At 64.7% G+C, this 21,238-nt stretch carries 23 protein-coding genes; 13 read left to right on the top strand and 10 right to left on the bottom strand.

Annotated elements, in window-relative coordinates:
• Window positions 1-33 precede the first annotated feature (33 nt).
• The 3 genes from EGM87_RS08640 to EGM87_RS08630 all read left to right on the top strand — a co-directional run bounded on the left by EGM87_RS08640 (window position 34) and on the right by EGM87_RS08630 (window position 2,716).
• Window positions 34-537: a DUF2793 domain-containing protein gene (locus tag EGM87_RS08640; RefSeq protein WP_044662590.1), complete on the top strand. Its 504-nt coding sequence runs from the start codon at window positions 34-36 to the stop codon at window positions 535-537.
• 190 nt (window positions 538-727) lie between these two features.
• Window positions 728-1,804, top strand: a complete 1,077-nt coding sequence (locus EGM87_RS08635) for an OmpA family protein (RefSeq protein WP_044662589.1) — start codon at window positions 728-730, stop codon at window positions 1,802-1,804.
• A 363-nt stretch (window positions 1,805-2,167) separates the two neighbouring features.
• Window positions 2,168-2,716 (top strand): superoxide dismutase family protein, encoded by a 549-nt coding sequence (locus EGM87_RS08630; protein WP_044662588.1) that lies wholly within the window; start codon window positions 2,168-2,170, stop codon window positions 2,714-2,716.
• Window positions 2,717-2,747: 31 nt separating this feature from the next.
• Here the strand turns inward: EGM87_RS08630 and thpR are convergent, their stop codons facing one another.
• Window positions 2,748-3,296, bottom strand: a complete 549-nt coding sequence (gene thpR, locus EGM87_RS08625) for an RNA 2',3'-cyclic phosphodiesterase (RefSeq protein ID WP_044662587.1) — start codon at window positions 3,294-3,296, stop codon at window positions 2,748-2,750.
• 120 nt (window positions 3,297-3,416) lie between these two features.
• Here thpR and EGM87_RS08620 point away from each other — a divergent pair, with 120 nt between their 5' ends.
• Entirely contained in the window at window positions 3,417-4,154 is a 738-nt protein-coding gene (locus EGM87_RS08620) for a Bax inhibitor-1/YccA family protein (protein WP_025548846.1), read from the top strand.
• Between the two features lie 70 nt (window positions 4,155-4,224).
• Here the strand turns inward: EGM87_RS08620 and EGM87_RS08615 are convergent, their stop codons facing one another.
• From EGM87_RS08615 to EGM87_RS08605, 3 genes are all read right to left on the bottom strand, one after another.
• The gene (locus EGM87_RS08615; RefSeq protein ID WP_044662586.1) at window positions 4,225-4,854 is read right to left on the bottom strand and encodes a glutathione S-transferase family protein; all 630 of its coding nucleotides are present in this window, start codon (window positions 4,852-4,854) and stop codon (window positions 4,225-4,227) included.
• A 216-nt stretch (window positions 4,855-5,070) separates the two neighbouring features.
• Window positions 5,071-7,389 (bottom strand): ATP-dependent Clp protease ATP-binding subunit ClpA, encoded by a 2,319-nt coding sequence (gene clpA / locus EGM87_RS08610; protein ID WP_044662585.1) that lies wholly within the window; start codon window positions 7,387-7,389, stop codon window positions 5,071-5,073.
• A 157-nt stretch (window positions 7,390-7,546) separates the two neighbouring features.
• Entirely contained in the window at window positions 7,547-7,744 is a 198-nt protein-coding gene (locus EGM87_RS08605; protein ID WP_044662584.1) for a DUF1192 domain-containing protein, read from the bottom strand.
• 97 nt (window positions 7,745-7,841) lie between these two features.
• Between EGM87_RS08605 and EGM87_RS08600 the strand changes: the two genes are divergently transcribed.
• The 7 genes from EGM87_RS08600 (at window position 7,842) to EGM87_RS08570 (ending at window position 14,673) form a co-directional block, all read left to right on the top strand.
• Window positions 7,842-8,858 (top strand): NAD(P)H-quinone oxidoreductase, encoded by a 1,017-nt coding sequence (locus EGM87_RS08600; protein ID WP_044663183.1) that lies wholly within the window; start codon window positions 7,842-7,844, stop codon window positions 8,856-8,858.
• 333 nt (window positions 8,859-9,191) lie between these two features.
• Entirely contained in the window at window positions 9,192-10,055 is an 864-nt protein-coding gene (locus EGM87_RS08595) for a UDP-2,3-diacylglucosamine diphosphatase (RefSeq protein ID WP_025548852.1), read from the top strand.
• 14 nt (window positions 10,056-10,069) lie between these two features.
• Complete coding sequence (locus EGM87_RS08590) at window positions 10,070-11,098, top strand: glycosyltransferase family 4 protein (protein WP_044662583.1); 1,029 nt, start codon at window positions 10,070-10,072, stop codon at window positions 11,096-11,098.
• A 126-nt stretch (window positions 11,099-11,224) separates the two neighbouring features.
• Window positions 11,225-11,908, top strand: a complete 684-nt coding sequence (locus EGM87_RS08585) for a DUF1013 domain-containing protein (RefSeq protein ID WP_025548854.1) — start codon at window positions 11,225-11,227, stop codon at window positions 11,906-11,908.
• A 137-nt stretch (window positions 11,909-12,045) separates the two neighbouring features.
• Entirely contained in the window at window positions 12,046-13,752 is a 1,707-nt protein-coding gene (locus EGM87_RS08580; protein WP_044662582.1) for a long-chain-fatty-acid--CoA ligase, read from the top strand.
• A gap of 43 nt (window positions 13,753-13,795) precedes the next feature.
• Window positions 13,796-14,332, top strand: coding sequence for a peptide-methionine (S)-S-oxide reductase MsrA (msrA, locus tag EGM87_RS08575; protein WP_025548856.1), 537 nt, complete (start codon window positions 13,796-13,798; stop codon window positions 14,330-14,332).
• A 74-nt stretch (window positions 14,333-14,406) separates the two neighbouring features.
• Window positions 14,407-14,673: a hypothetical protein gene (locus EGM87_RS08570; protein WP_025548857.1), complete on the top strand. Its 267-nt coding sequence runs from the start codon at window positions 14,407-14,409 to the stop codon at window positions 14,671-14,673.
• A 97-nt stretch (window positions 14,674-14,770) separates the two neighbouring features.
• Here the strand turns inward: EGM87_RS08570 and EGM87_RS08565 are convergent, their stop codons facing one another.
• Complete coding sequence (locus EGM87_RS08565) at window positions 14,771-15,727, bottom strand: L-threonylcarbamoyladenylate synthase (RefSeq protein ID WP_044663182.1); 957 nt, start codon at window positions 15,725-15,727, stop codon at window positions 14,771-14,773.
• A gap of 111 nt (window positions 15,728-15,838) precedes the next feature.
• Between EGM87_RS08565 and EGM87_RS08560 the strand changes: the two genes are divergently transcribed.
• Window positions 15,839-16,657 carry an ATP-binding protein gene (locus EGM87_RS08560; RefSeq protein ID WP_025548859.1) on the top strand — a complete coding sequence of 273 codons (819 nt, stop codon included), beginning with the start codon at window positions 15,839-15,841 and terminating at the stop codon, window positions 16,655-16,657.
• 228 nt (window positions 16,658-16,885) lie between these two features.
• Here EGM87_RS08560 and EGM87_RS08555 read toward each other — a convergent pair whose 3' ends face one another.
• Complete coding sequence (locus EGM87_RS08555; protein WP_044662581.1) at window positions 16,886-18,214, bottom strand: PQQ-dependent sugar dehydrogenase; 1,329 nt, start codon at window positions 18,212-18,214, stop codon at window positions 16,886-16,888.
• 60 nt (window positions 18,215-18,274) lie between these two features.
• Window positions 18,275-18,448 (bottom strand): hypothetical protein, encoded by a 174-nt coding sequence (locus tag EGM87_RS08550; RefSeq protein WP_165363299.1) that lies wholly within the window; start codon window positions 18,446-18,448, stop codon window positions 18,275-18,277.
• Window positions 18,449-18,675: 227 nt separating this feature from the next.
• Between EGM87_RS08550 and EGM87_RS08545 the strand changes: the two genes are divergently transcribed.
• Window positions 18,676-18,879 (top strand): hypothetical protein, encoded by a 204-nt coding sequence (locus EGM87_RS08545; protein ID WP_037482318.1) that lies wholly within the window; start codon window positions 18,676-18,678, stop codon window positions 18,877-18,879.
• Between the two features lie 94 nt (window positions 18,880-18,973).
• Here EGM87_RS08545 and argC read toward each other — a convergent pair whose 3' ends face one another.
• From argC to EGM87_RS08530, 3 genes are read right to left on the bottom strand one after another with little or no spacing between them, the layout of a single operon-like run.
• The gene (gene argC, locus EGM87_RS08540; RefSeq protein ID WP_025548862.1) at window positions 18,974-19,918 is read right to left on the bottom strand and encodes an N-acetyl-gamma-glutamyl-phosphate reductase; all 945 of its coding nucleotides are present in this window, start codon (window positions 19,916-19,918) and stop codon (window positions 18,974-18,976) included.
• Complete coding sequence (locus EGM87_RS08535) at window positions 19,915-20,823, bottom strand: C40 family peptidase (RefSeq protein WP_044662580.1); 909 nt, start codon at window positions 20,821-20,823, stop codon at window positions 19,915-19,917. Before EGM87_RS08535 ends, argC begins: the two co-directional genes overlap by 4 nt.
• Window positions 20,783-21,190: a MarR family winged helix-turn-helix transcriptional regulator gene (locus EGM87_RS08530; protein ID WP_025548865.1), complete on the bottom strand. Its 408-nt coding sequence runs from the start codon at window positions 21,188-21,190 to the stop codon at window positions 20,783-20,785. Before EGM87_RS08530 ends, EGM87_RS08535 begins: the two co-directional genes overlap by 41 nt.
• Between the last annotated feature and the right edge of the window lie 48 nt (window positions 21,191-21,238).

Below are 21,238 nucleotides of genomic sequence, written 5' to 3'. Positions count from 1 at the left end.
TGGGCATTTTCTGAAGAAAAGGACAATCGAATCATGGTGATGGACTCGACGCTCCGTTGGGCCTTGCCCCAGCTTTTCGCCGGGCAGGCGCAGAAGGAGCTGTTTCACAACGAGGCGCTGGCGCGGATCGACATGCTGCTGCATGGCGCGGTGGAAAGCGCCGACCGGGATGAGCCGCCCGCGTCGCCGACGGCTGGCGCCTGCTGGATCGTGGCCGCCGGGGCAGGTGGCGCCTGGGAAGGGCAGGATGGGGCCCTGGCCTGCTGGACGGAAGGGGGATGGCGTTTCGCCGCGCCCCGTGCGGGCCTTTCGCTATGGGTCGCGGACCGGGGGCATGTCATGCGGCATGACGGCGCGCGCTGGGAGGATTCCGCCGTGCGGGCAGATGGCTTCTATGTCGGTGGGCAGCGGGTCGTGGGCGCGGCCGTGGCGGCCGTCGCCAATCCGGCGGGCGGCGCCATAGTCGACGTGGAGGCGCGTTCGGCCCTTGCCGCAATTCTGGGCGCGCTGCGGACACATGGACTGATCGCAAGCTGATCCTGCTGTGACTTTCGCTGTGTCCGCCTTTTACCAGAATTGCCCTTTCGAATTAGGAGCCAACGGAAGGCGACAGGGTTAACTGCGTTATTTTTGCAACAGTTTTGCCAATTGTGGACTTGCCATGAAACTTTCTACCCGATACAGGGTTTCAGCAGTCCTTCGTGACACTTTTGAAAGGGGAATTCAGATGCGGAAGCTTGCCCTCGCGGCTGTGCTTGCGACCAGCGCCCTGGCCACCCCGGCCCTGGCGCGTGACAATAGCTGGTATATCGGTATCGATTCCGGCGTTGTTCTCGTCGAAGATCAGGACATCACCTTCACCCCCGGCAATGGCGGCGCTGCCAGCAACACGGTTGCCGGCGTGGACTACCACAAGGGCTTCGACGGTGACGCCAATATCGGTTATGACTTCGGCGGTTTCCGTCTGGAGGCCGAGGCCGCTTACAAGCGCGCCAAGGTGGATCTGGACAAGAGCGGCTTCGGCGGTTCGGCTTCGGCTCTGTCGTTCATGCTGAACGGCTTGCTGGACTTCGGTCCCGATGACGGCCTGCAGGGCTTCGTCGGCGGCGGTGTCGGCGTTTCGCGCGGCAAGCTGGCCAACGATCTGGTGAACGATTCCGACACCGGCTTCGCCTGGCAGGCGCTGGCTGGCGTTCGCTATCCGCTGACCAACAATGTCGACGTCTCGCTGAAGTATCGCTTCTTCAACCAGGACGACATCAAGCTGATCCCGGCCTACACCACCATCGGTGGCCCCGCCGGCTCGTCGGTCGACACCAAGCTGCGCACCCACAGCCTGCTGCTGGGCCTGACCTACAACTTCGGTGGTGAACCGGCTGCTCCGCCGCCGCCCCCGCCGCCTCCGCCGCCCCCGCCGCCTCCGCCCCCGCCGCCTCCGCCGCCGGTGGCTGAGTGCAGCCCTGGGCCGTACATCGTCTTCTTCGAATGGGACAAGTCGGACATCACGCCTGACGCCGCCACCATTCTGGACAATGCGGTTTCGGCCTACAGCAACTGCGGCAGCGCGCAGGTCATGCTGGCGGGTTATGCGGACCGTTCGGGTTCGGCCTCGTACAACGTCGGCCTGTCCCAGCGTCGCGCCGATGCCGTCAAGGCATATATCTCGTCGAAGGGCATTCCTGACGGCGTGATCACGACCCAGGCGTTCGGTGAATCGAACCCTCGCGTCGAAACCGCCGACGGCGTCCGCGAACTGCAGAACCGTCGCGTGGAAATCACCTACGGTCCGGGTTCGGGTCAGTAAGATTTTCCATCCTTCGGGATGGGAAGGGATTGAGGGGCTGGTCGAAAGACCGGCCCCTTTTTCCATGCGGTTTGTACAGGGAGGGCTGCGAACTCGCCTGTAGCGGGCTTCGGACCAAATCGGGGAAGATGCTGTTCAGGCCCGGCCAGCCTCTGGTGCTGCCAATGGCAATGCGGAAGTTGCGTGCAATGGATTGGCCCCTGGCGAACCCCTGTCTTGCTCGAGCGCCCTTGGAGGAGCGGCTTGTGCCCTCCGGCCCAAAGCATGATCGGGATGAAAAGCGGTGACATTTCGGATCGCTTAGGCAACAAAGACCGTCATGTTGCGTTCGCCTAGCAGCGTTCTTCTCGGAGTTGGTTCATCATGAAAATTGCCGCAATTCTTCTGGCATTGCCGATGGCTGCCCTGGCATCGGCCTGTGCGACCGGGTCGTCGGGGACGGCCCCTGCAAGCGACGCCGCCGCGCCCGTGGCCCATGCGAAGCTGCTGGCCGCGGACGGATCGCCGCGCGGAGATGCGACGGTGACGCAGGCGACCGATGGCCTGCATGTGCTGGTGCGCGCGCAAGGGCTGACGCCGGGCATGCATGCCGTGCATATCCACGGCACCGGAACCTGTACGCCGCCCGATTTCACGAGCGCTGGCGGACACTGGAATCCCACGGGTCACAAGCATGGCAAGGATAATCCTGCGGGCATGCACATGGGCGATATGCCGAACATGATCGCCGGCGCCGACGGTTCGGGCGAAATGGAATATGTCATCCCCGGCGGGACCATCAGCGGAGGCGCGACGCCGCTGCTGGACGGCGACGGCGCGGCGTTGGTGATCCATGCGCAGGCGGACGACAACAAGACCGATCCTGCCGGCAATGCGGGTGGACGGGTGGCCTGCGGCGCGCTGTCGACCTGAATTCGCCAGGAACGCTTGCGGCAATCGCGTCTTATTCGGGCTCGTCCCTGTCCGCCCTATAGCGTTCGATCAAATGATAGGTCGAGCCGTTCTGGCTGAGATGGCTTTCATAGAGGGCGAACTCATCGACGGTGAATGGGGCGCTTGCCAGGCCGGCATGAAGGGCGATGAAGGCGTCCATCGGGCCGGCCGTGCGTCCGAAGCGGGCGAGGGTGATGTGCGGCAGATAGCTGCGATCGTCCGGTGACAGGCCCGCGGCGATGCAGGCGCGGTCCACTTTCCGATGAAGCCGGGCGAGGGGTGCGCGTGGCTCCATGCCTGCCCAGAGCGCGTTGACATGGCCCTTGCGGTCGAAGCAGCCCACGCCGGACAGTGCGGTCCGGAAGGGCGAAAAGCGGATATTCGCCAGTGCGTCGGCGATGTCATTGGCCTGGTGGCGGTCGACCTCTCCAATGAAGCGCAGGGTGATGTGCAACTGGTCGTCGTCCTGCCAGCGCGCTCCATTGATCCCGTTCATCAGGGCGATGAGGCCGGCGCGGATGTCGGCGGGCGGGCGTATGGCGACGAACAGGCGGTGCATCGCCTTCCTATAGCTGTTTCGCGGCGATAAGTCAGATTGCGCTCGCGGCTTGAATTGGAAGCGCGATAAGCCGATAATGAGGGAACCGGCCGCATGGATGCCGGTGAAGGAGAATATCTCATGGCCAATTGGTCCGATCCGCGTTCCGACGTTGCGGGTTTTGGCGGCACGACCGTTGCGCGCGGGGAGGCGTATGACGCTGGCCTGCGCAGCTATATGCTGTCGGTTTACAATTATATGGCGAGCGGCGTGCTGCTGACGGGCGTCGTCGCCATGCTGTTCGCCTCCAGCGGGTTTGCTTACCAGATCCTGGCCGGACCCGGCATATTGAAATATGTCATCATGTTCGCGCCGCTGCTGTTCGTGATGACGATGAGCTTTGGCATCAACCGTCTGTCGACCTTCGCGATGCAGGCGATGTTCTGGGCCTATGCCGCGGTGATGGGCCTGTCGCTCTCGTCCATCCTGCTCGTCTATACCGGCACGTCCGTTGCCCAGACCTTCTTCGCGACGGCGGCTGCCTTTGCGGGGCTTAGCCTCTGGGGCTATACGACGAAGCGCGACCTTTCGGGTTTCGGCACCTTCCTCATCATGGGTGTTGTCGGTCTGCTGGTCGCCAGCCTCATCAACCTGTTCCTGCGGTCGAGCGCCATGAATCTGGTGATCAGCTTCGTCGGCGTGCTGCTGTTTGCGGGTCTGACCGCTTATGACACGCAGAAGATCAAGAGCATCTATGCCTATGTCGCCGGCACGGACATGATGGGCAAGTCGGTGGTGATGGGGGCGCTGAACCTCTATCTCGACTTCATCAACATGTTCCTGTTCCTGCTGCGCTTCATGGGCAATCAGCGCAACTGAAGACGGCTTTAGCTGAAATAAGGGAAGGCCCGGCGAAGTGGTTCGCCGGGCCTTTTGCTTTGGGGGTGCTTCAGGCGGGCTTCTGCATCTTTGCGATCAGGGCGTTGTCCAGTTCCTTTTGCCGCTTATAGGCCGGGCGCTCGCGCAGGCGCGCCGCATAGGCTTCGAAGACGGGGCGGCTGGGGATCGAACCGAAGCTGAGGCCCCAATCGACCTGCGCTCCCACATAGACGTCGGCGGCGGTGAACCGGTCGCCGCAAATCCAGGCTGGTCCGGAGACGGCGCGTTCCAGGGCATCGATCGCATGGTCGAACGTGCCATAGCCGGCCAGACGCTCGCGGCCTTCGGGAACGGCAAAACCGAGCGCCTTGTTGGTGATGGCGGCCTCCACCGGGCCGGCGGCGAAGAAGAGCCAGCGATAATAGTCGGCGCGACCATCGGTGGCGGGCGCCAGGCCGGCGGCGGGAAAGGCATCGGCCAGATAGGCGCAGATGGCGGCGCATTCGGTCACCACCTTGCCTGCGTGGACGATGGCGGGAACCTTGCCCATCGGGTTGATCGCGAGGTAATCGGCCGACTTCATGCCGACGTCATAATCCAGCACGACCATGTCGTAGGGCTCTCCCACTTCCTCCAGCATCCAGCGGGCGATCTGCCCGCGCGACATCGGATTGGTGTAGAGGGTGATTTCGTTCGACATCGCGACTCTCCCGCATCTGGCTTGAGCCATCCTTGTGCCCGATGGAGAGCAATCCGCAAGTTCTCGCTTCGGCAGGCGGTCCAGCGGTTCGGGAGGCTTGATGCCGGAGGGAGGATCGGCCGTGCTGATCCGTGGCCGGTTTCTTCGGCGCGCCCGAATGATCAAGGGCGACCCCGAGGGGCAGCCCTTGTCATGATTGCCGATGATGGCGCTGTCTTATTTCGCCCGTTCCGCAGGCTTCGACTTGCCACCCTTCTTCCCCTTCTTGGGGGCGGCGGGGGTGATTTCGAAGGCGAGGGCGTCGTCCTTCAGCCGGACATGGACTTCGCCGCCATGCACCAGCTTGCCGAACAGCAGTTCCTCGGCCAGCGGCTGCTTGATCTTCTCCTGCATCAGGCGGCCCATCGGGCGGGCGCCATAGAGCTTGTCATAGCCGCGCTTGGTGAGCCAGGCCTTCGCCTCGTCGTCCAGGGTGATGTGGACGTCGCGGTCGGCCAGTTGCAGTTCCAGTTGCAGCACGAACTTGTCGATGACCCGCGCCACGATCTCCGGCGGCAGATAGCCGAAGGGTACGATGGCATCGAGGCGATTGCGGAATTCGGGGGTGAAGAGCTTCTTCACCGCGTCCTCCTGCGCATCCTCGCGGGTCAGTTCGCCAAAGCCGATGCTTTCCTTCGCCATGTCCGACGCACCGGCATTGGTGGTCATGATGAGGATGGTGTTGCGGAAATCCACCGTCTTGCCGTGGTGATCGGTGAGGCGGCCATTGTCCATCACCTGGAGCAGGATGTTGAACAGGTCCGGATGGGCCTTCTCGATCTCGTCCAGCAGCAGCACGCTATGCGGATTCTGGTCCACTGCATCGGTCAGCAGGCCGCCCTGGTCATAGCCGACATAGCCCGGAGGAGCGCCGATCAGGCGGCTGACCGAATGGCGTTCCATATATTCGGACATGTCGAACCGCTGGAGCGGAATGCCGAGCAGATGGGCGAGTTGCCGGGCGACCTCCGTCTTGCCGACGCCGGTGGGGCCGGAGAAGAGATAGTTGCCGATCGGCTTGTCGGGATCGCGCAGGCCCGCCCGCGACAGCTTGATCGCGGAGGACAGCACCTCGATCGCCCGGTTCTGGCCGAAGACGACGCGCTTGAGGTCGGTGTCGAGCGTTTCGAGAACCGACTTGTCGTCCGCCGAGACGGTCTTGGGAGGGATGCGGGCCATGGTTGCGATGACCTGCTCGATCTCCCTGGGGGTGATCGTCTTCTTGCGCTTGGACGGCACGACCAGCATCTGCATCGCGCCGACCTCATCGATCACGTCGATCGCCTTGTCCGGCAGCTTGCGGTCGTTGATGTAGCGCGCCGACAGCTCCACCGCCGCCTTGATCGCGTCGGGGGTGTATTTGACGTTGTGATGCTCCTCAAAGGCGCTGCGCAGCCCGGCGAGAATCTTGATCGTGTCCTCGACCGTGGGTTCGTTGACGTCGATCTTCTGGAACCGGCGCAGCAGGGCGCGGTCCTTCTCGAAATGGTTGCGGAACTCCTTGTAGGTGGTGGAGCCGATGCAGCGGATCGTGCCGCCCGACAGGGCAGGCTTCAGCAGGTTGGACGCATCCATCGCGCCGCCGCTGGTCGCGCCCGCGCCGATCACCGTGTGGATCTCGTCGATGAAGAGGACCGCGTGCGGCATCTTCTCCAGCTCGGTGACGACCGCCTTCAGCCGCTCCTCGAAATCGCCGCGATAGCGGGTTCCGGCAAGCAGCGCGCCCATGTCGAGCGAGTAGATCACCGCTTCCTTGAGGACGTCGGGAACCTCGCCCTCCACGATCTTGCGCGCCAAGCCTTCCGCGATGGCGGTCTTGCCCACGCCCGGGTCGCCCACATAGAGCGGGTTGTTCTTCGACCGCCGGCACAGGATCTGGATGGTCCGGTCGACTTCGGAAGCGCGGCCGATCAGCGGGTCAACCTTGCCCCGCGCCGCCTTCTCGTTGAGGTTGACGGTGAACTGCTCCAAGGCACTGTCCTTCTTGCCCTTGCTGTCCTGCGCCTTCTTCTCCTCCTCCTGAGCGCCCTTGGTTTCGCGCGGTTCAGGGGCGGCCGTGCCCTTGCCGACGCCGTGGCTGATGTAGCTGACGGCATCCAGGCGGCTCATATCCTGCTGCTGGAGGAAGTAGACGGCATAACTTTCCCGCTCGGAGAAAAGCGCGACGAGCACATTGGCTCCCGTCACTTCATCCTTTCCGGAGGATTGGACATGCAGGATCGCGCGCTGGACCACCCGCTGGAAGCCGCTGGTGGGGGAGGGGTCGCTTGCCCCCTCCACCTTCAGGCTGTCGAGTTCGGTATCCAGATATTGCGTCACCGCGTCGGACAATTCGCCAAGCTCCACGCCGCAGGCCTGCATCACCTTCGACGCATGTTCGTCGTCGATCAGCGCGAGCAGCAGATGCTCCAGCGTCGCATATTCGTGACGACGCTCCGATGCGTGGGTCAGCGCATTATGCAGGGTGGTTTCAAGGGCGGGTGCGAAAGATGGCATGTCTCTTATACTCCTGACCCCCAATGAGGGGCTGTCTTGAACCATATGTCGGCATTGCTCGACGGCGGATCAAGATGGGCATCCTGACCGCCGGAATTGCCAGACTGCCCATGCCCGGTGAGACCCTTGTCGGAGTCGCGTGGGGCGGGGCGCGGGTTCATCGCTTGAATAACGCCTCGGCGCTTGCTTTGTGGTTAACGGCGTTTTCAATCCTGGATCGGGTGCGGGCGATTTCGCCCTGCAGCGCCGCGATGCGCGCTTCGAGATCGGCAACGGACAGCGGACCCAGATCCTGCCGGATCAGCTGGGCCAGAGGATCATCGGCCTTTCGGGGCAGATCGTCTTCCATGTCCATGAATCGCAATGTTGACCCTGCGGGCCAGTCTGTCAATAAGGCCTGCATTCCGCCCGTCGATTTAGGTGCGGTGCAACATCTGCCGCGAGGGGCCGCAATGGCGATAGAGGGCGTGAAGCCGAACGACCTGCCGACGGAAATGACGGTGATCGGCATAGCGGTTCCCGGTGGGCCTGAGGCCCTGGTGCCGCAGCGGCGGCCGGTTCCCGTGCCGGGGCCGGACGAGGTGCTGATCAAGGTGGCGGCGGCCGGCGTCAACCGGCCCGACATGATGCAGCGGCAGGGGAAATATCCGCCGCCGCCCGGTGCGCCGGACATTCCGGGGCTGGAGGTTTCCGGCATCATCGTCGCCGCGGGCGGTAGCGCGGAACTGTTGATCGGCCGGCGCGTCTGCGCGCTTCTGCCCGGCGGGGGCTATGCCGAATATGCGGTGGCGCCCGCCGGCCAGTGCCTGCCGGTGCCGGACGATTATGATCTGGTCGAGGCGGCGGCCCTGCCGGAAACCCTGTTCACCGTGTGGAGCAACCTGTTCGAGCGCGCCTATGTGGTGGAGGGCGATGTGGTGCTGGTCCATGGCGGCACGAGCGGCATCGGCACCATGGCGATCTCGCTCTGCAAGCTGTTCGACATCGGCGTCATCGTGACCTGTGGCAGCGATGAGAAATGCGAGCAGGCGAAGGCCTGGGGCGCCGATCATGCGATCAATTATCGCAGCCAGGATTTCGTCGAGGAAGTGAAGCGGATCACCGGCGGGCGGGGCGTGCAGGCGGTGCTGGACATGGTCGGCGGGGATTATCTGCCGCGCAACATCCAGTGCCTGGCGGAGGACGGGCGCCATGTGTCCATCGCGGTCATGGGCGGGCCCAAGGCGGAGGTCTTCATTCCCGCGATCATGGGCAAGCGGCTGACGCTGACCGGATCGACGCTGCGCCCGCGCTCTGTGGCCTTCAAGAGTCTGGTGGCGGACGAGTTGATGCGGGTGGTGTGGGCTTTCATCGAGCAGGGCAGGCTGCGGCCGGCGATGGACATGCGCTTTCCGCTCGCGGAGGCGGCCGCCGCGCATGCGCGCATGGATGCGGGGGAGCATTTCGGGAAGATCGTGCTGACGGTTTGACGAGGGGGTGGGTCTGATTGGGGGGTAATCGAACACCCGCTTTATCCCTCTCCCTGAGGGAGAGGGCTGCGCAGACTTGGCAGCTTGCTGCCTAGTCGCAGCTGGGTGAGGGGGTTGCGATCCATGGGATCGCGCGGGCCGCAGGCCCGCTTCCCCCTCATCCAAATCAGCCTAGGCTCCTTCGTCGCCAAGGCTTCCTATCCTTCTCCCTCGAGGGAGAAGGAATGTCCTGCACTGGCAAAGACCGTAGCATTTCCGTCATATTCGCTGCGGAGTTGTAACATAGGGCGGCTATGGATTCGCTCCTGAGGGAAACAGCTCAGGGGTCGCATCATGAACGCCATCACTCGCCTGCCTTTCCTGGCGGAGTTGGACGATGGCGCCGACGACAAGTTCGCCATTCCCGAACGGGAAGGGAAGCGTCGCCGCTATCGCACGATCTGGATTTCGGACATTCACCTCGGCACGCGCGGCTGCAATGCGAGCATGCTGATCGACTTCCTCGACAGCGTCGACAGCGACACCATGTATCTGGTGGGCGACATTATCGACGGCTGGCGGCTGAAGAAGCGCTTCTATTGGCCCGCCGCGCATAACGATGTGGTCTGGCGGGTGATGAAGCGGGCCAAGCGCGGCACCCGCGTCGTCTACATCCCCGGCAATCATGACGAGATGTTCCGCCAGTTCACCGGCCTCAGCTTCGGCGGCGTCGAGATCCGGCGCAAGGCGATCCATGAGACCGCCGACGGCCGCAAGCTGCTGGTGCTGCACGGCGACGAGTTCGACACGATCATGCTCGCGCACCGCTGGCTGGCCTTTGTGGGCGACGCCGCCTATACCATGCTGATGCGCGTCAATGTCGTGGTGAACGCGGTGCGGCAACGCATGGGGCTGCCCTATTGGTCGCTCAGCAAGATGGCGAAGCACAAGGTCAAGAACGCCGTCGAGTTCATCTCCCGCTTCGAGGAGGTGGTGGCGCATGAGGCCGGTTCCCGCGGCGTCGACGGGGTCGTTTGCGGGCATATCCACAATGCGGAAATCCGCGAGATCGCGGGCGTCGAATATTATAATGACGGCGATTGGGTGGAGGGATGCACGGCGCTGGTCGAGCATTTCGACGGGCGCATGGAGGTGCTGCACTGGGCCGACGAGATCGCCGGGCGCGCCGCCGAAGAACCTTCCCGGATCGCGGCCTGACGGGAGGGCGAACGATGCGTGTCGCCATAGTCACCGACGCCTGGAGCCCGCAGGTGAACGGCGTCGTCCGCACGCTCCAGACCATGCAGGCGGAACTGGAGAAGATGGGGCATGAGGTGAAGCTGGTCTCGCCCGATCTCTTCGGCTCCATCCCCTGTCCGACCTATCCGGAAATCCGGCTGGCCTTCGCCCGTTCGAGCGTTGTGGGGCAGATGATCGCGGCTTTCCGTCCCGACGCGATCCATCTGGCGACGGAGGGGCCGCTTTGCCTGGCCGCACGGCGCTGGTGCCTGCGCAGCGGCATCCGCTTCACCACTGCCTATCATACGCATTTTCCGGATTATGTGGCGCAGCGCACCGGGCTGCCGGCGGCGTGGTTCTGGCGCTATATCCGCTGGTTCCATGGACCGGCCGAGGCGGTGCTGGTGTCGACCCGGTCCGTGCGGCGGCAATTGCGCGCCCATGGGCTGGCGCAGGTGCGTGCCTGGGGCAGGGGAGTGGACCTGGCCGCCTTCACGCCCATGGCGACGCCGCCCATCCTCTTTGCCGATCTGCCGCGTCCGATCCAGCTCTATGTCGGCCGTGTCGCGGTCGAGAAGAATCTGGAAGCCTTCCTGGCCAGCGGCCATCCGGGCACGAAGGTCGTCGTCGGGGACGGTCCCGCCCGCGCCATGCTGGAAAGAACCTATCCGCAGGCGCATTTCCTGGGCCCCATGTTCGGGGCGGAACTGGCCGGCGCCTATGCCGGCGCCGACGTCTTCGTCTTTCCCAGCCGCACCGACACCTTCGGCCTGGTCATGATAGAGGCGCTGGCCTGCGGCACGCCGGTGGCGGCCTATCCCGTCACCGGCCCGGTCGACATCGTCACCCCGGAAAGCGGCGCCTTGTCGGACCGGCTGGAGGATGCCATCGCCGCAGCGCTCCTCTGCGACCGTCAGGCATGCGCCGCCTATGGCAAGAGCTTCAGTTGGGAACGCAGCGCGCGGGAATTCCTCACCGGCCTGCACAATATCGATCCCCAGGCGCTCGGCAGCGCGGCCTGACGCTTTTCCTTGCCCGGCGCGGCCGGATGCACTATCTCGGGTCGGGCGTGGCCGCCCTGCTTGGGCGGCCCTTGTCGTTTTTAAGCGCCGTTTCTATGCCGGAGAATTCCCGTGTCCCAGCCTCTCATGCCCCATGCGACAGCCAGTTGGCTGGTCGACAATACCGCGCTGAGCTTCGACCAGATTGCGGAGTTTTGCGGGCTGCATATCCTGGAAGTGCAGGCGATTGCCGACGATACCGCCGGCACCAAATATACCGGCCGCGATCCGGTGCGCGCCCATGAAATCACGATGGAGGAAATCCACAAGGGCGAGGCCAATCCGGACTATCGCCTGAAGATGCTGAAGGGCCCCGAGCCGGTCCGCCGCACCAAGGGACCGCGTTATACGCCGGTCAGCAAGCGTCAGGACAAGCCCGACGGCATCGCCTGGATCCTGCGCAACCATCCGGAAATTTCGGACGGCGCCATCGGCAAGCTGATCGGCACCACGCGCACCACCATCGCCGCGATCCGCGACCGCACGCACTGGAATATCTCCAACATCGTGCCCAAGGACCCGGTGACGCTGGGCCTCTGCTCGCAGCGGGAACTGGACGCGCTGGTGACGAAGGCGGCGAAGAAGGCGGGCATCGAGGCCCCCACCGATTCGCGCCTGGACGGCGATCGCGAGGCGCTGATCAACGAGCTGCGCCGGGAGCGCGAGGACGCCACCCGCCGCGCGGAAGAAGCGCTGAAGAGCGAGTCCGACCTGATTTCGGGCGCCGCGAAAATCCTCGATCCGTTCAGCGACAACAAGGGTCACGTCTGATGCCGTAACGTCAATCCGCCCCGTGCGGAGCGACGACGGCAGAGACCGGGAAAAGGGCCGCGCCTTGCCAAGGGCCGCGGCCCTTTTGCCGTGCTTTACGCTTGCGTAAAGGGAAGGCGTAACTTACACCTGTACAAATGGAGAGCAGCGAAAAAATCTGGAAAACCCGCTATAATCATCCCTCTGCCTGGGAGCAGACATTCCCGCCCCTGTCGATGGTGGAGATGGTGGCGAACAGCGCCGCGGCCAATCCGCAAGCGGTGATGATCGACTTCATGGGCCGCAAGACGAGCTATGGCGAAATGCTCCACAGCATCCGGCGGGTCGCCAGGGGATTGCAGGACATGGGCATAGAAAAGGGGGACCGGGTCGGTCTTTTCCTGCCCAATGTCCCTCATTATGTCGCGGCCTATTATGGCGCGATGATGGCCGGGGCGACGGTCGTCAACTATTCCCCCCTCTACACGGCCGCCGAACTGGAACATCAGGTCGAGGATAGCGGGACGAAGATCCTCTTCACCCTGTCGGCCAAGGCATTGCTGCCCACCGCGCTGGAAGTGCTGGACAACAGCAGCCTGGAACGGCTGGTCGTCGGCTGCGTCGCGGAAGTCCTGCCGCCTGCCAAGTCGGTGCTGTTCCGGCTGTTCAAGCGCAAGGAGACGGTCGCGGTACCGCACGATCCGCGCCTTACCCATTATGCGGACCTGCTGCGCCATGGCGAAGACCCCGTGCCGGTCGCCATCGATCCGGAGCAGGACATCGCCCTACTGCAATATACCGGCGGCACCACCGGCCGGCCCAAGGGCGCAATGCTGACCCATCAGAACCTGACCGCCAATGCGCGGCAGGTCCGCCTGATCGATCCGCATCCCGAAGCGCCCGACCGCATATTGGCGGTGCTGCCCTTCTTCCATGTCTTCGCCAATACATGCGTGCTCAACCGGACGGTGCTGAACGGCGGCGAGATGGTGATGCTGCCCCGTTTCGACGGCACGCAGGTTCTGGCCGCGTTGCAGCGGACCAGGGCGACCTCGCTGCCCGGCGTGCCCACCATGTACCAGGCGCTGCTGGATCATCCCGCGACGCCCAATATCGACTTCTCCTCCCTGCGCCTCTGCATTTCCGGCGGCGCGCCGCTGCCGCTGGAGGTCAAGCAGCGGTTCGAGGCGATGACGGGCTCCAAGCTGGTCGAGGGCTATGGCCTCACCGAAAGCAGCCCGGTCGTCTGCTCCAACCCCTATGAGGGCCTCAACAAGTCCGGCACGGTGGGGCAGCCGGTGCCCGGCACCCGCGTCAAGCTGGTCGACCGCGAGGACCCGACCCGTCCGCCGCCCGAGGGCGAACCGGGCGAACTGGTCTTTTCCGGGCCGCAGATCATGAAGGGCTATTGGCAGCGGCCGGACGCCGACGAGGAGGTTTTCGTCGACGGCTGGCTGCGCACAGGCGATGTCGGGCTGATCGACGAGGACGGCTATGTGAAGATCGTCGACCGGCTGAAGGACATGATCGCCGTCGGCGGGTTCAAGGTCTTCCCCAGCGAGGTCGAGAAGGTCCTCTACCACCATCCGGCGGTCAAGGAAGCGCTGGTGATCGGCATTCCCGACCATTATCGCGGCGAATGCCCGAAGGCCTTCGTCACTCTTCAGGAGGGCTCCGGGATCGACGGGGCCGCGCTCAAGGACTGGCTGAACCCGCAACTGGGCAAGCATGAGAAGGTGTGCGAGGTGGAGGTGCGCCTCAACCTGCCCAAGACGCTGGTCGGCAAGCTGTCCCGCAAGGAACTGGTGGCCGAGGAACGCGCCAAGGCGGAGGCGGCGATGCGGCAGACTGGAACCGCGGGCTGATCCTTCCTATCTCGGCGGCCAATTCAGGATAAGGACTCCCTATATGGCCGAAGAGATCGCAACCCTGGCTGGCGGCTGCTTCTGGTGCACGGAAGCGGTGTATCAGAATCTGAAGGGCGTGAAGGCCGTGGAAAGCGGCTATATCGGCGGCACGCTGCCGAACCCCAGCTATGAGCAGGTCTGCTCCGGCGCGACCGGCCATGCCGAGGCTATCCGCATCACCTATGATCCGGCGGCGATCGGCTATGGCGACCTGCTGGACATTTTCTTCGCCACCCATGATCCGACGACGCTCAACCGGCAGGGCAACGACATCGGCACCCAGTATCGGTCGGCCATCTTCCCCCATTCGCCCGAACAGGCGGCGGAGGCGAAGGCCGGGATCGAGCGCGCTCAGGCGGATCAGGCGAACCCGATCGTCACCGCCATAGAGCCCGACGCGCCCTGGTATCCGGCGGAGGATTATCACCAGAAATATTGGGAGCGGGTGGGGGACCGGAACCCCTATTGCATGGCGGTGATCCCGCCCAAGCTCGCCAAGCTGCGCAAGGGCTTTGCCGAGCGGATCGAAGCGCCCTAACGGTTCGTCGCCCACGGCTTGCCCTGGCCGCCAGCGTCTTTAAGCTGGCGGACATGACAAGCCGGGGAAGAGATATGAACAAGATCGCATGGGTGGCCGCGCCGGCTTTGTTGCTGTTCCTGCCGGGCTGCATCGCGCGGACGGCGGCGAATATCGTGACGGCGCCGGTGCGCGCTGGCAGCCAGGTGGTCGACTGGAGCACCACCAGCCAGGAAGAGGCCGACCGCAATTACGGCCGCAAGATGCGCAAGCAGGAGGCGCGCGAAGCCCGCGAGCGGAAGAAGGAGGAAGAACGCCGTCGCCGCGAATGCCGCGATGCGGGTTATGATAATTGCGGGTGAGTGATTTCTCGCCCTTTTATCCGGCCCATCCCCACGCGTCATGCTGAAATAAGTTCAGCATGACCATATTCATAGGCGGTCCGCATGAATGCGAATGTTAAGCCGCCGCCCGCCGCAACCGGTCATTGATGGCTACACCGATCCCTTCATTGGGTATCGGCGCCACCGCGATCCGCTCCGCCGCGCTGGCATCCGCGATGTGCAGGGCCGCGAACAGATGCGCCGCCGCTTCCCGCATCTCGGCGTCGGGGCTGAGATTCACATGACACGGCATCAGGCCGAAGCCGATCAGATATTCGTCCTTCTCCGCCTTCAGCGCGTTCAGCCGCACCGGCTTGGACGGCGCATAATGGCTTTCCAACTGCCCCGGCGCCTCGATCTTCGCATTGTCAGCGCCCGTCACCACCGGCAGCCTGCTTGCCTCCTCCAGCATGGCCGCCGTGATCGGGCCCGGTCGCAGCAGGCGGATGCAGTCGCTTTCCGGCGCGACGATGGTCGATTCCAGCCCTTCGCTGGTCGGCCCCTCATCCAGGATCATGCGGATCTTGCCGTTGAGGCTCGCCAGCACATGTTCGGCGCGCGTCGGGCTGATCGCGCCGCTGCGATTGGCCGAAGGCGCGGCGAGCGGACGCCCGCTTTCCCGGATCAGCGCCCGCATCGCCGGATGGGCGGGCAGGCGCAGCGCCACGGTCGGCAGTCCCGCCATGACCAGCGGGGACAGCCCACTATCCGGGCGCACCGGCAGGACCATGGTCAGCGCGCCGGGCCAGAACCGCTCCGCCAGCTTGTCGGCCACGGGCGAAAAATCGGCCAGACGCCCGGCCATCTCCCGATCGGCGACATGGACGATCAGCGGATTGAAGCTTGGCCGTCCCTTGGCGGTGTAGATCGCCGCCACCGCGTTGGAGTCCGTGGCGTCCGCCGCCAGGCCATAGACCGTCTCCGTCGGCACGGCGACCGGTTCGCCCGCACGGATCAGCAGCGCCGCCTCGCGCAGCGCTTCGCTGCCATAGCGGCTTATTCGGGTGGAAAAGACTGGATTTGGGATGGTCACGACCCCAGCGATATAAGCCCCGATTTCCGGGAGTAAAAGGCCATTGCTACAGAAGAATGACATGGGCGCCGCGCTTGCCCGTCATGCGGATGCGGGCTAAGCGAGGGCGCCATGAACGATGCCCTGCTGACCCGCATTGCCGAAGCGCTGGAACGGATCGCTCCGCCGCCCGCTTCTTCCGCCGATCTGGCCGCCGCGCCCGCCTATGTGTGGAACGGCGCCACGATCCGGGCTGTGGAGGCCTTCGCGCCGGTGGATTACGCCCTGTTGACCGGCATTGATGCGCAGAAGCAGGCGCTGCTTGAAAACAGCCGCCGCCATGCTGCCGGACATGCGGCGCATGACGTGCTGCTGTGGGGCGCACGCGGAACCGGAAAGTCCGCCGTCGTTGCCGCCGTCATCGGCAAGCTTCAGGCGGAGGGGCAGGACATCGCCCTGCTGCAATGCGCGATCGATGAACTGGCCAGCCTGCCGCAACTCTTCACCCTGTTGCGCGACACGCGCCGGCCCTTCATCCTGTTCCTCGACGATCTTGGCTTCGATGAAAATGGGGTGGGCGACGCCCGTGCGCTTCGATCGCTGCTCCAGGGCGGAACCGCCGCCCGCCCGGCCAATGTTCGCCTCTATGTGACGTCCAACCGCCGTCACATCGTGCCCCGCCACCTGTCGGAGCAGGACGACCCCGTCAATCCCCGCGACGTGGTGGACGACAAGATGGCGCTTTCGGACCGCTTCGGGCTGTCCCTGGGTTTCCACGCGATCGACCAGGATGCCTATGTCGCTATTGTCAGCGGCTATGCGGCCAGCCTCGGCCTCAGCTTCCAGCCGCTGGACGCGATCCAGTGGGCGACGCAGCGGGGTAGCCGCTCAGGCCGCGTGGCCTGGCAATATGTGGTGGAACTGGCCGGGCGGCATGGCCTCAATATCTAGGCCGTAAACCCATCCGGGCGTCCTGCGGTTCGACCAGAAAGGCCCATCACGGCGTCGGCAGGGCTTGAAACATATTCCCGCGCCCTCTCTCCTTGTGCCGGGCCCTTTGCCTCAAATCCTGAGCGCGCCATTCATGGGTTTGCGGCCGGGGCATTTTGGGGAGTGTCCCTCTCTGCCGGCCCTCGACGGGAGAGGATCAAGGGCACACCCCGGCAAGAACCCATCACCTCACTTCGCCGCCGTCACCCGCCAGACGACACCGCCGACATCGTCGCTGACCAGCAACGCGCCCCTGGCGTCCGCCGTCACATCGACCGGGCGCCCATGCGCCTCGCCCTTGCTTCCCAGGAAGCCCGTCAGCACATCGACCGGCTTGGCCTTGCCCGCCTCCCCATTGTCGCCAAAGGGCACGAACACGACCTTGTAGCCCGCGGCAGGCTTGCGATTCCAGCTGCCGTGCAGCCCGACAAAGGCGCCGTTGGCATAGGGCGCGCCCAGCGTCACCTTGTCGGCGAAGCTGAGGCCCAGCGGCGCCACATGATTGCCCAGCGCATAGTCCGGCCGCTTGGTATATTCGCGAACCTCCGGCCGTTGCGGCTGGACACGGCGATCCTCATAACCGCCCCAATAATTCCACGGCCAGCCATAGAAGGCGCCGAATTCCACCCGCGTCAGATAATCGGGCACCAGATCGCTGCCCAGCATGTCGCGCTCGTTCACCACGCCCCACAAGGCGCCGCTCCTGGGCTCGAAAGCCAGCCCCACGGGGTTGCGCAGGCCCGAAGCGTAGATGCGATAGGCGCCCGTATCGGGATTGACCTCCAGCACGGCGGCGCGATTGGCCTCCGTCTCCAGGTCATTTTCCCCGATATTGCTGTTGGAGCCGACGCCCACATAAAGCAGCCCCTGCGGGCTTGCGGCCAGGCTGCGCGTCCAGTGCATGTTGGGCGCCTGCGCGGGAAGGTTCAGGATCTTGCGCCCCCTGGCCGTGATCCTGCTGTCCCCTTCCTTGTAGGGAAAGGCCATCAAGGCATCCGTATTGGCGACGTAGAGCGTGTTCCCCACCAGCGCCATGCCATAGGGGGAGTTGAGCCCGCTGAGGAAAGCGGTCTTGGTTTCCGCCCGCCCGTCGCCATCGGCGTCGCGCAGCAGGGTGATGCGGTTGGCGGACGGCACGCCGGCGCCTGCCTTGTTCATCAGATAGTTCATCACCCGGTTGACGATGCCGCCCGTCGGGCGTGTCGGACTGTTGGTTTCGGCCACCAGCACATCGCCATTGGGCAGGCGCAGCAGCGAGCGGGGATGGTCCAGCCCATCCGCGAAGCGATCGACGTTCAGCCCCTTTGCGGGAACCGGCTTTTCCCCACCCTTCCACGGCACGGCATCCGCGACGTTCATCGTCGGGATCATTTCGCTGCGGGGGCTGGTGAAAACCGGCTCCTTGCCCACATCCGCGCCGGCCGGAAGCCGCGCCGTATCTCCCCGCGCGAAATAGAAGAAAAGGCCGATGAGAACGGCCAGCGTGAGGAGGGTGAGCGCGATCAGATGCTTCTTCATGGCTATCCGTTTATGCTGGCCCACAGATGGTGGCAAGGCGCGCAAGTGCCGGGTGCGGAGCTATTTTCCCCGATCCCGCACCCATAGCAGCACCGCGATCACGATGCCCAGCGCGGTGCCGCCCAGCAGGCCTGCACTTGGCTGGCCCATCAGGCCGCCGACGATTGTTCCGCCCAAAATGGTGAGCGCCAAAATGGCGCCTGCGCCGATCGGTTCTTTTCTGGCATTGGTCATTTCCCGGTCCTTGCCACGCGCGGGGATGCATGGCCAGCGCTTTCCCGCCTGCGCCTTTTCAGGACAGGTCTGTGCCGCAACGGGATGTTTGTGCCATGGCGGGACTTGGCTAACCGGCCGTTCACCCTTCCAGGCCGCGCTGCTCCGTCGATGACCATGGTTGGCATGGGGATTGAACCATGATCCTTACCGTCAGGGTGGGGACTTTGGGGGGCTTCGTCATGAACATGCCATATCTTTCCAATCGAAAGAGCTATGAGGACGCAGCTGAGCTGATGTCGCTGTTTGGCGACAATGCAGGCTATGAAGCCGCGGCGCGCGCCGACCGAAGCCGCGATCTGGGCAACCATATCCGCTTCTGCCATTGGCGGCAGATCGAGCGGCTGATCGTGCTGCTGACCCATGAAGGGCCGCTGGGCACGATCCATTGATCCAGCGCATCTCCGAAGCTTCGCTCGCCCCGACTTCCCATCCGTCATGCTGAAACGAGTCCGGCATGACGGATGGAGCAGATCGAATGTCGGCCTATAGCCGCAGGCCAGCCGTTTCCGGCAGTCCCGCCAATATGTTGAGGTTCTGCACGGCGGCTCCGGCCGCGCCCTTGCCGAGATTGTCGAGCGCCGCCACCAGCCGCGCCTGACCGGCCGCCTCATTGCCGAAGACGAACAGCGCCAGCCGGTCGGTCGCGCCGACATGCTCCAGCCGGACCTGAGTCATCGCCGCGCTGTCCTCCAGCGCTTCCACGCTGACGATGGGCGATCCCGCATAGGCGGCGGCCAACACGCCATGCACATCGGCCACCGAAGGCGCCCCGGGCAGGGCGCGCAACTGCAACGGCACCTCCACGATCATGCCGCGATAGGCATTGGCGACGGCCGGGGCGAACAGGGGCGGGTGCTGCAAGCCGGAATAGCGCAGCATTTCCGGCACATGCTTGTGGGCCAGCCCCAGTCCATAGGGCCGGAACGCGCTCGGCGCGCCCTCCGCGCCTTCATATTCCGCGATCATCGACTTGCCGCCGCCCGAATAGCCGGATGCGCCGGATACCGTCACCGGCCAGTCGCCCGGCAGCAGACCGGCGAGCACCAGCGGTCTCACCAGCGCCAGGAAGCCTGTCGGCCAGCAGCCCGGATTGGCGACGAACCGCGAATTTGCAAGCCTGTCCCGATGCCCCGGTTCCAGTTCGGCAAAGCCATAGGTCCAGCCGTCCGCCACCCGATGGGCCGTCGACGCGTCGATCACCCGCGTCCGGCCATTGTCGATCAGGGCCACCGCCTCCCGCGCTGCATCGTCGGGCAGGCAGAGGATGACGATGTCCGCCGCGTTCAGCGCCTCCCTGCGCGCCGACGCGTCCTTGCGCCTGTCCTCGTCGAGCGTGATGATCGACAGTTCGGGACGACCCGCCAGCCGCTCGTTGATTTCCAGACCCGTGGTGCCGACGCCGCCGTCGATGAATATCCGATGTGTCATGTGCCGATTCTCCGCCTCGCCGTCACGGGTTCCGCATGGTCCGCCGCCAACCGTCCGACGACGTCGGCCAGTGGCTCGATCACCACGCTCATCCAATGGGCGTTGGCATGTATCATGTTGCGCTCGTCGGTCATGATGCCGACATGGCCGGGGAAGAAGACAAAGTCCCCTCGTCGGAGCGGCGCATCCGGCGCGATGAGGGAACCGATCCCCTCCCGCTGCAGATCGGTGTCGCGGGGCGCCTTGATCCCGCACTGGCCGAGCGATACCTGCACCAGGCCGGAACAGTCGACGCCGCGATGCCCGCGCCCGCCCCAGACATAGGGCTGGCCCAGATAACGCTCCGCCACCGAAACCCAGTCGCTTTCCAGCGCGTCGATCTCCGCGACATGGCGCCGATGCACGAAGCCTTCCGCACAGGCGAAGAAATCGCCCCGCGCCTCTGCCGCGAACTGCGCGCCGCGCGGCCAGTAATCGGCAATGGGCGACTTGATGTCGGCGGCGCTGAAGAGCGGCGCCGTGCCGGTGATCACGCGGCTGTTCACCACCTCCCGCACGTCCAGCGCTTCCCGCCGGACATAGCCGACATAGCCGTCATGCCCGCAAAAGCCCCAGGCCCAGTCCGCCGTCACGTCCAGCGCGTGGAAGCTCTCGCCGCGCAGCAATTCGCTGACCGCCTGCGCCTTGGGCGTGTCGGATGCCAGCACCGGCGCGCCGGCGGCGACGCAGGTCAGTTCGACGGCGCGGGCATAATGGGCGGAAAACAGCACGCCGGCCAGCGCCAGGTCGGCCAGGTCGCCGCGCGCCGCGTGGACGCGCGTGTCGAGCCTGACCGATCGGCCGTCCAGCTTGAATCGGATGCGTTCAGGCGGTGCGTTCCGCAGGGGAGAAGTTGAGGCGTTCATCGCGGCCGGTTCCTGCGATGAAATGGTGAAAGGCGTCAAGAAATTCCGCCCCTTTTGGGGTTCGGGTGATGAAAATATTGCGTCGGTCGGTGGAGTCCCGTTCCCGCCGCAGATAGCCGAGCGCCGATAATTTGTTGAGTGCGCGGGTGATGACCGGCTTGGAGACGTTCAGCGCCTCCGCGAGTCCCCGCACCGTATGCGGCCCCGCGCCGATGTAGACGGTCAGCATCAGCGCCATCTGCCGGTTGGTGAGGTCGGGTTTGCCGGACCGCACATAATCGACCAATGTGCGCATCCATTGGCTGAGCGGCTTCAGGCCGGGACGGTTCAGCTCTGCGGCTTCAGTCTGTGCGGAATGGGCATCCATGACCCCGTAACGCACGATAGCCAATCCGGTTGCGTAACGGCCTCGGAC

Source organism: Sphingobium sp. RSMS, assembly GCF_005406185.4.
GTDB classification, from domain to species: Bacteria; Pseudomonadota; Alphaproteobacteria; order Sphingomonadales; family Sphingomonadaceae; genus Sphingobium; species Sphingobium fuliginis.
The sequence above is the reverse complement of the archived record's forward strand: the minus strand, read 5'-3'. Positions and strand labels throughout refer to the sequence as shown.

Bases quoted from the DNA above. Each gene is read 5' to 3' on its own strand.
- EGM87_RS08615 (WP_044662586.1), bottom strand. From the start codon at position 4,854: ATGTCGAACGAAATCACCCTCTACACCAATCCGATGTCGCGCGGGCAG.
- msrA (WP_025548856.1), top strand. From the start codon at position 13,796: ATGGCCGAAGAGATCGCAACCCTGGCTGGCGGCTGCTTCTGGTGCACG.
- EGM87_RS08545 (WP_037482318.1), top strand. From the start codon at position 18,676: ATGCCATATCTTTCCAATCGAAAGAGCTATGAGGACGCAGCTGAGCTG.
- EGM87_RS08595 (WP_025548852.1), top strand. From the start codon at position 9,192: ATGAACGCCATCACTCGCCTGCCTTTCCTGGCGGAGTTGGACGATGGC.
- clpA (WP_044662585.1), bottom strand. From the start codon at position 7,389: ATGCCATCTTTCGCACCCGCCCTTGAAACCACCCTGCATAATGCGCTG.
- EGM87_RS08535 (WP_044662580.1), bottom strand. From the start codon at position 20,823: ATGAACGCCTCAACTTCTCCCCTGCGGAACGCACCGCCTGAACGCATC.
- argC (WP_025548862.1), bottom strand. From the start codon at position 19,918: ATGACACATCGGATATTCATCGACGGCGGCGTCGGCACCACGGGTCTG.
- EGM87_RS08600 (WP_044663183.1), top strand. From the start codon at position 7,842: ATGGCGATAGAGGGCGTGAAGCCGAACGACCTGCCGACGGAAATGACG.
- EGM87_RS08530 (WP_025548865.1), bottom strand. From the start codon at position 21,190: ATGGATGCCCATTCCGCACAGACTGAAGCCGCAGAGCTGAACCGTCCC.
- thpR (WP_044662587.1), bottom strand. From the start codon at position 3,296: ATGCACCGCCTGTTCGTCGCCATACGCCCGCCCGCCGACATCCGCGCC.
- EGM87_RS08640 (WP_044662590.1), top strand. From the start codon at position 34: ATGGTGATGGACTCGACGCTCCGTTGGGCCTTGCCCCAGCTTTTCGCC.
- EGM87_RS08635 (WP_044662589.1), top strand. From the start codon at position 728: ATGCGGAAGCTTGCCCTCGCGGCTGTGCTTGCGACCAGCGCCCTGGCC.
- EGM87_RS08585 (WP_025548854.1), top strand. From the start codon at position 11,225: ATGCCCCATGCGACAGCCAGTTGGCTGGTCGACAATACCGCGCTGAGC.
- EGM87_RS08620 (WP_025548846.1), top strand. From the start codon at position 3,417: ATGGCCAATTGGTCCGATCCGCGTTCCGACGTTGCGGGTTTTGGCGGC.
- EGM87_RS08550 (WP_165363299.1), bottom strand. From the start codon at position 18,448: ATGACCAATGCCAGAAAAGAACCGATCGGCGCAGGCGCCATTTTGGCG.
- EGM87_RS08630 (WP_044662588.1), top strand. From the start codon at position 2,168: ATGAAAATTGCCGCAATTCTTCTGGCATTGCCGATGGCTGCCCTGGCA.
- EGM87_RS08555 (WP_044662581.1), bottom strand. From the start codon at position 18,214: ATGAAGAAGCATCTGATCGCGCTCACCCTCCTCACGCTGGCCGTTCTC.
- EGM87_RS08605 (WP_044662584.1), bottom strand. From the start codon at position 7,744: ATGGACATGGAAGACGATCTGCCCCGAAAGGCCGATGATCCTCTGGCC.
- EGM87_RS08570 (WP_025548857.1), top strand. From the start codon at position 14,407: ATGAACAAGATCGCATGGGTGGCCGCGCCGGCTTTGTTGCTGTTCCTG.
- EGM87_RS08560 (WP_025548859.1), top strand. From the start codon at position 15,839: ATGAACGATGCCCTGCTGACCCGCATTGCCGAAGCGCTGGAACGGATC.
- EGM87_RS08580 (WP_044662582.1), top strand. From the start codon at position 12,046: ATGGAGAGCAGCGAAAAAATCTGGAAAACCCGCTATAATCATCCCTCT.
- EGM87_RS08590 (WP_044662583.1), top strand. From the start codon at position 10,070: ATGCGTGTCGCCATAGTCACCGACGCCTGGAGCCCGCAGGTGAACGGC.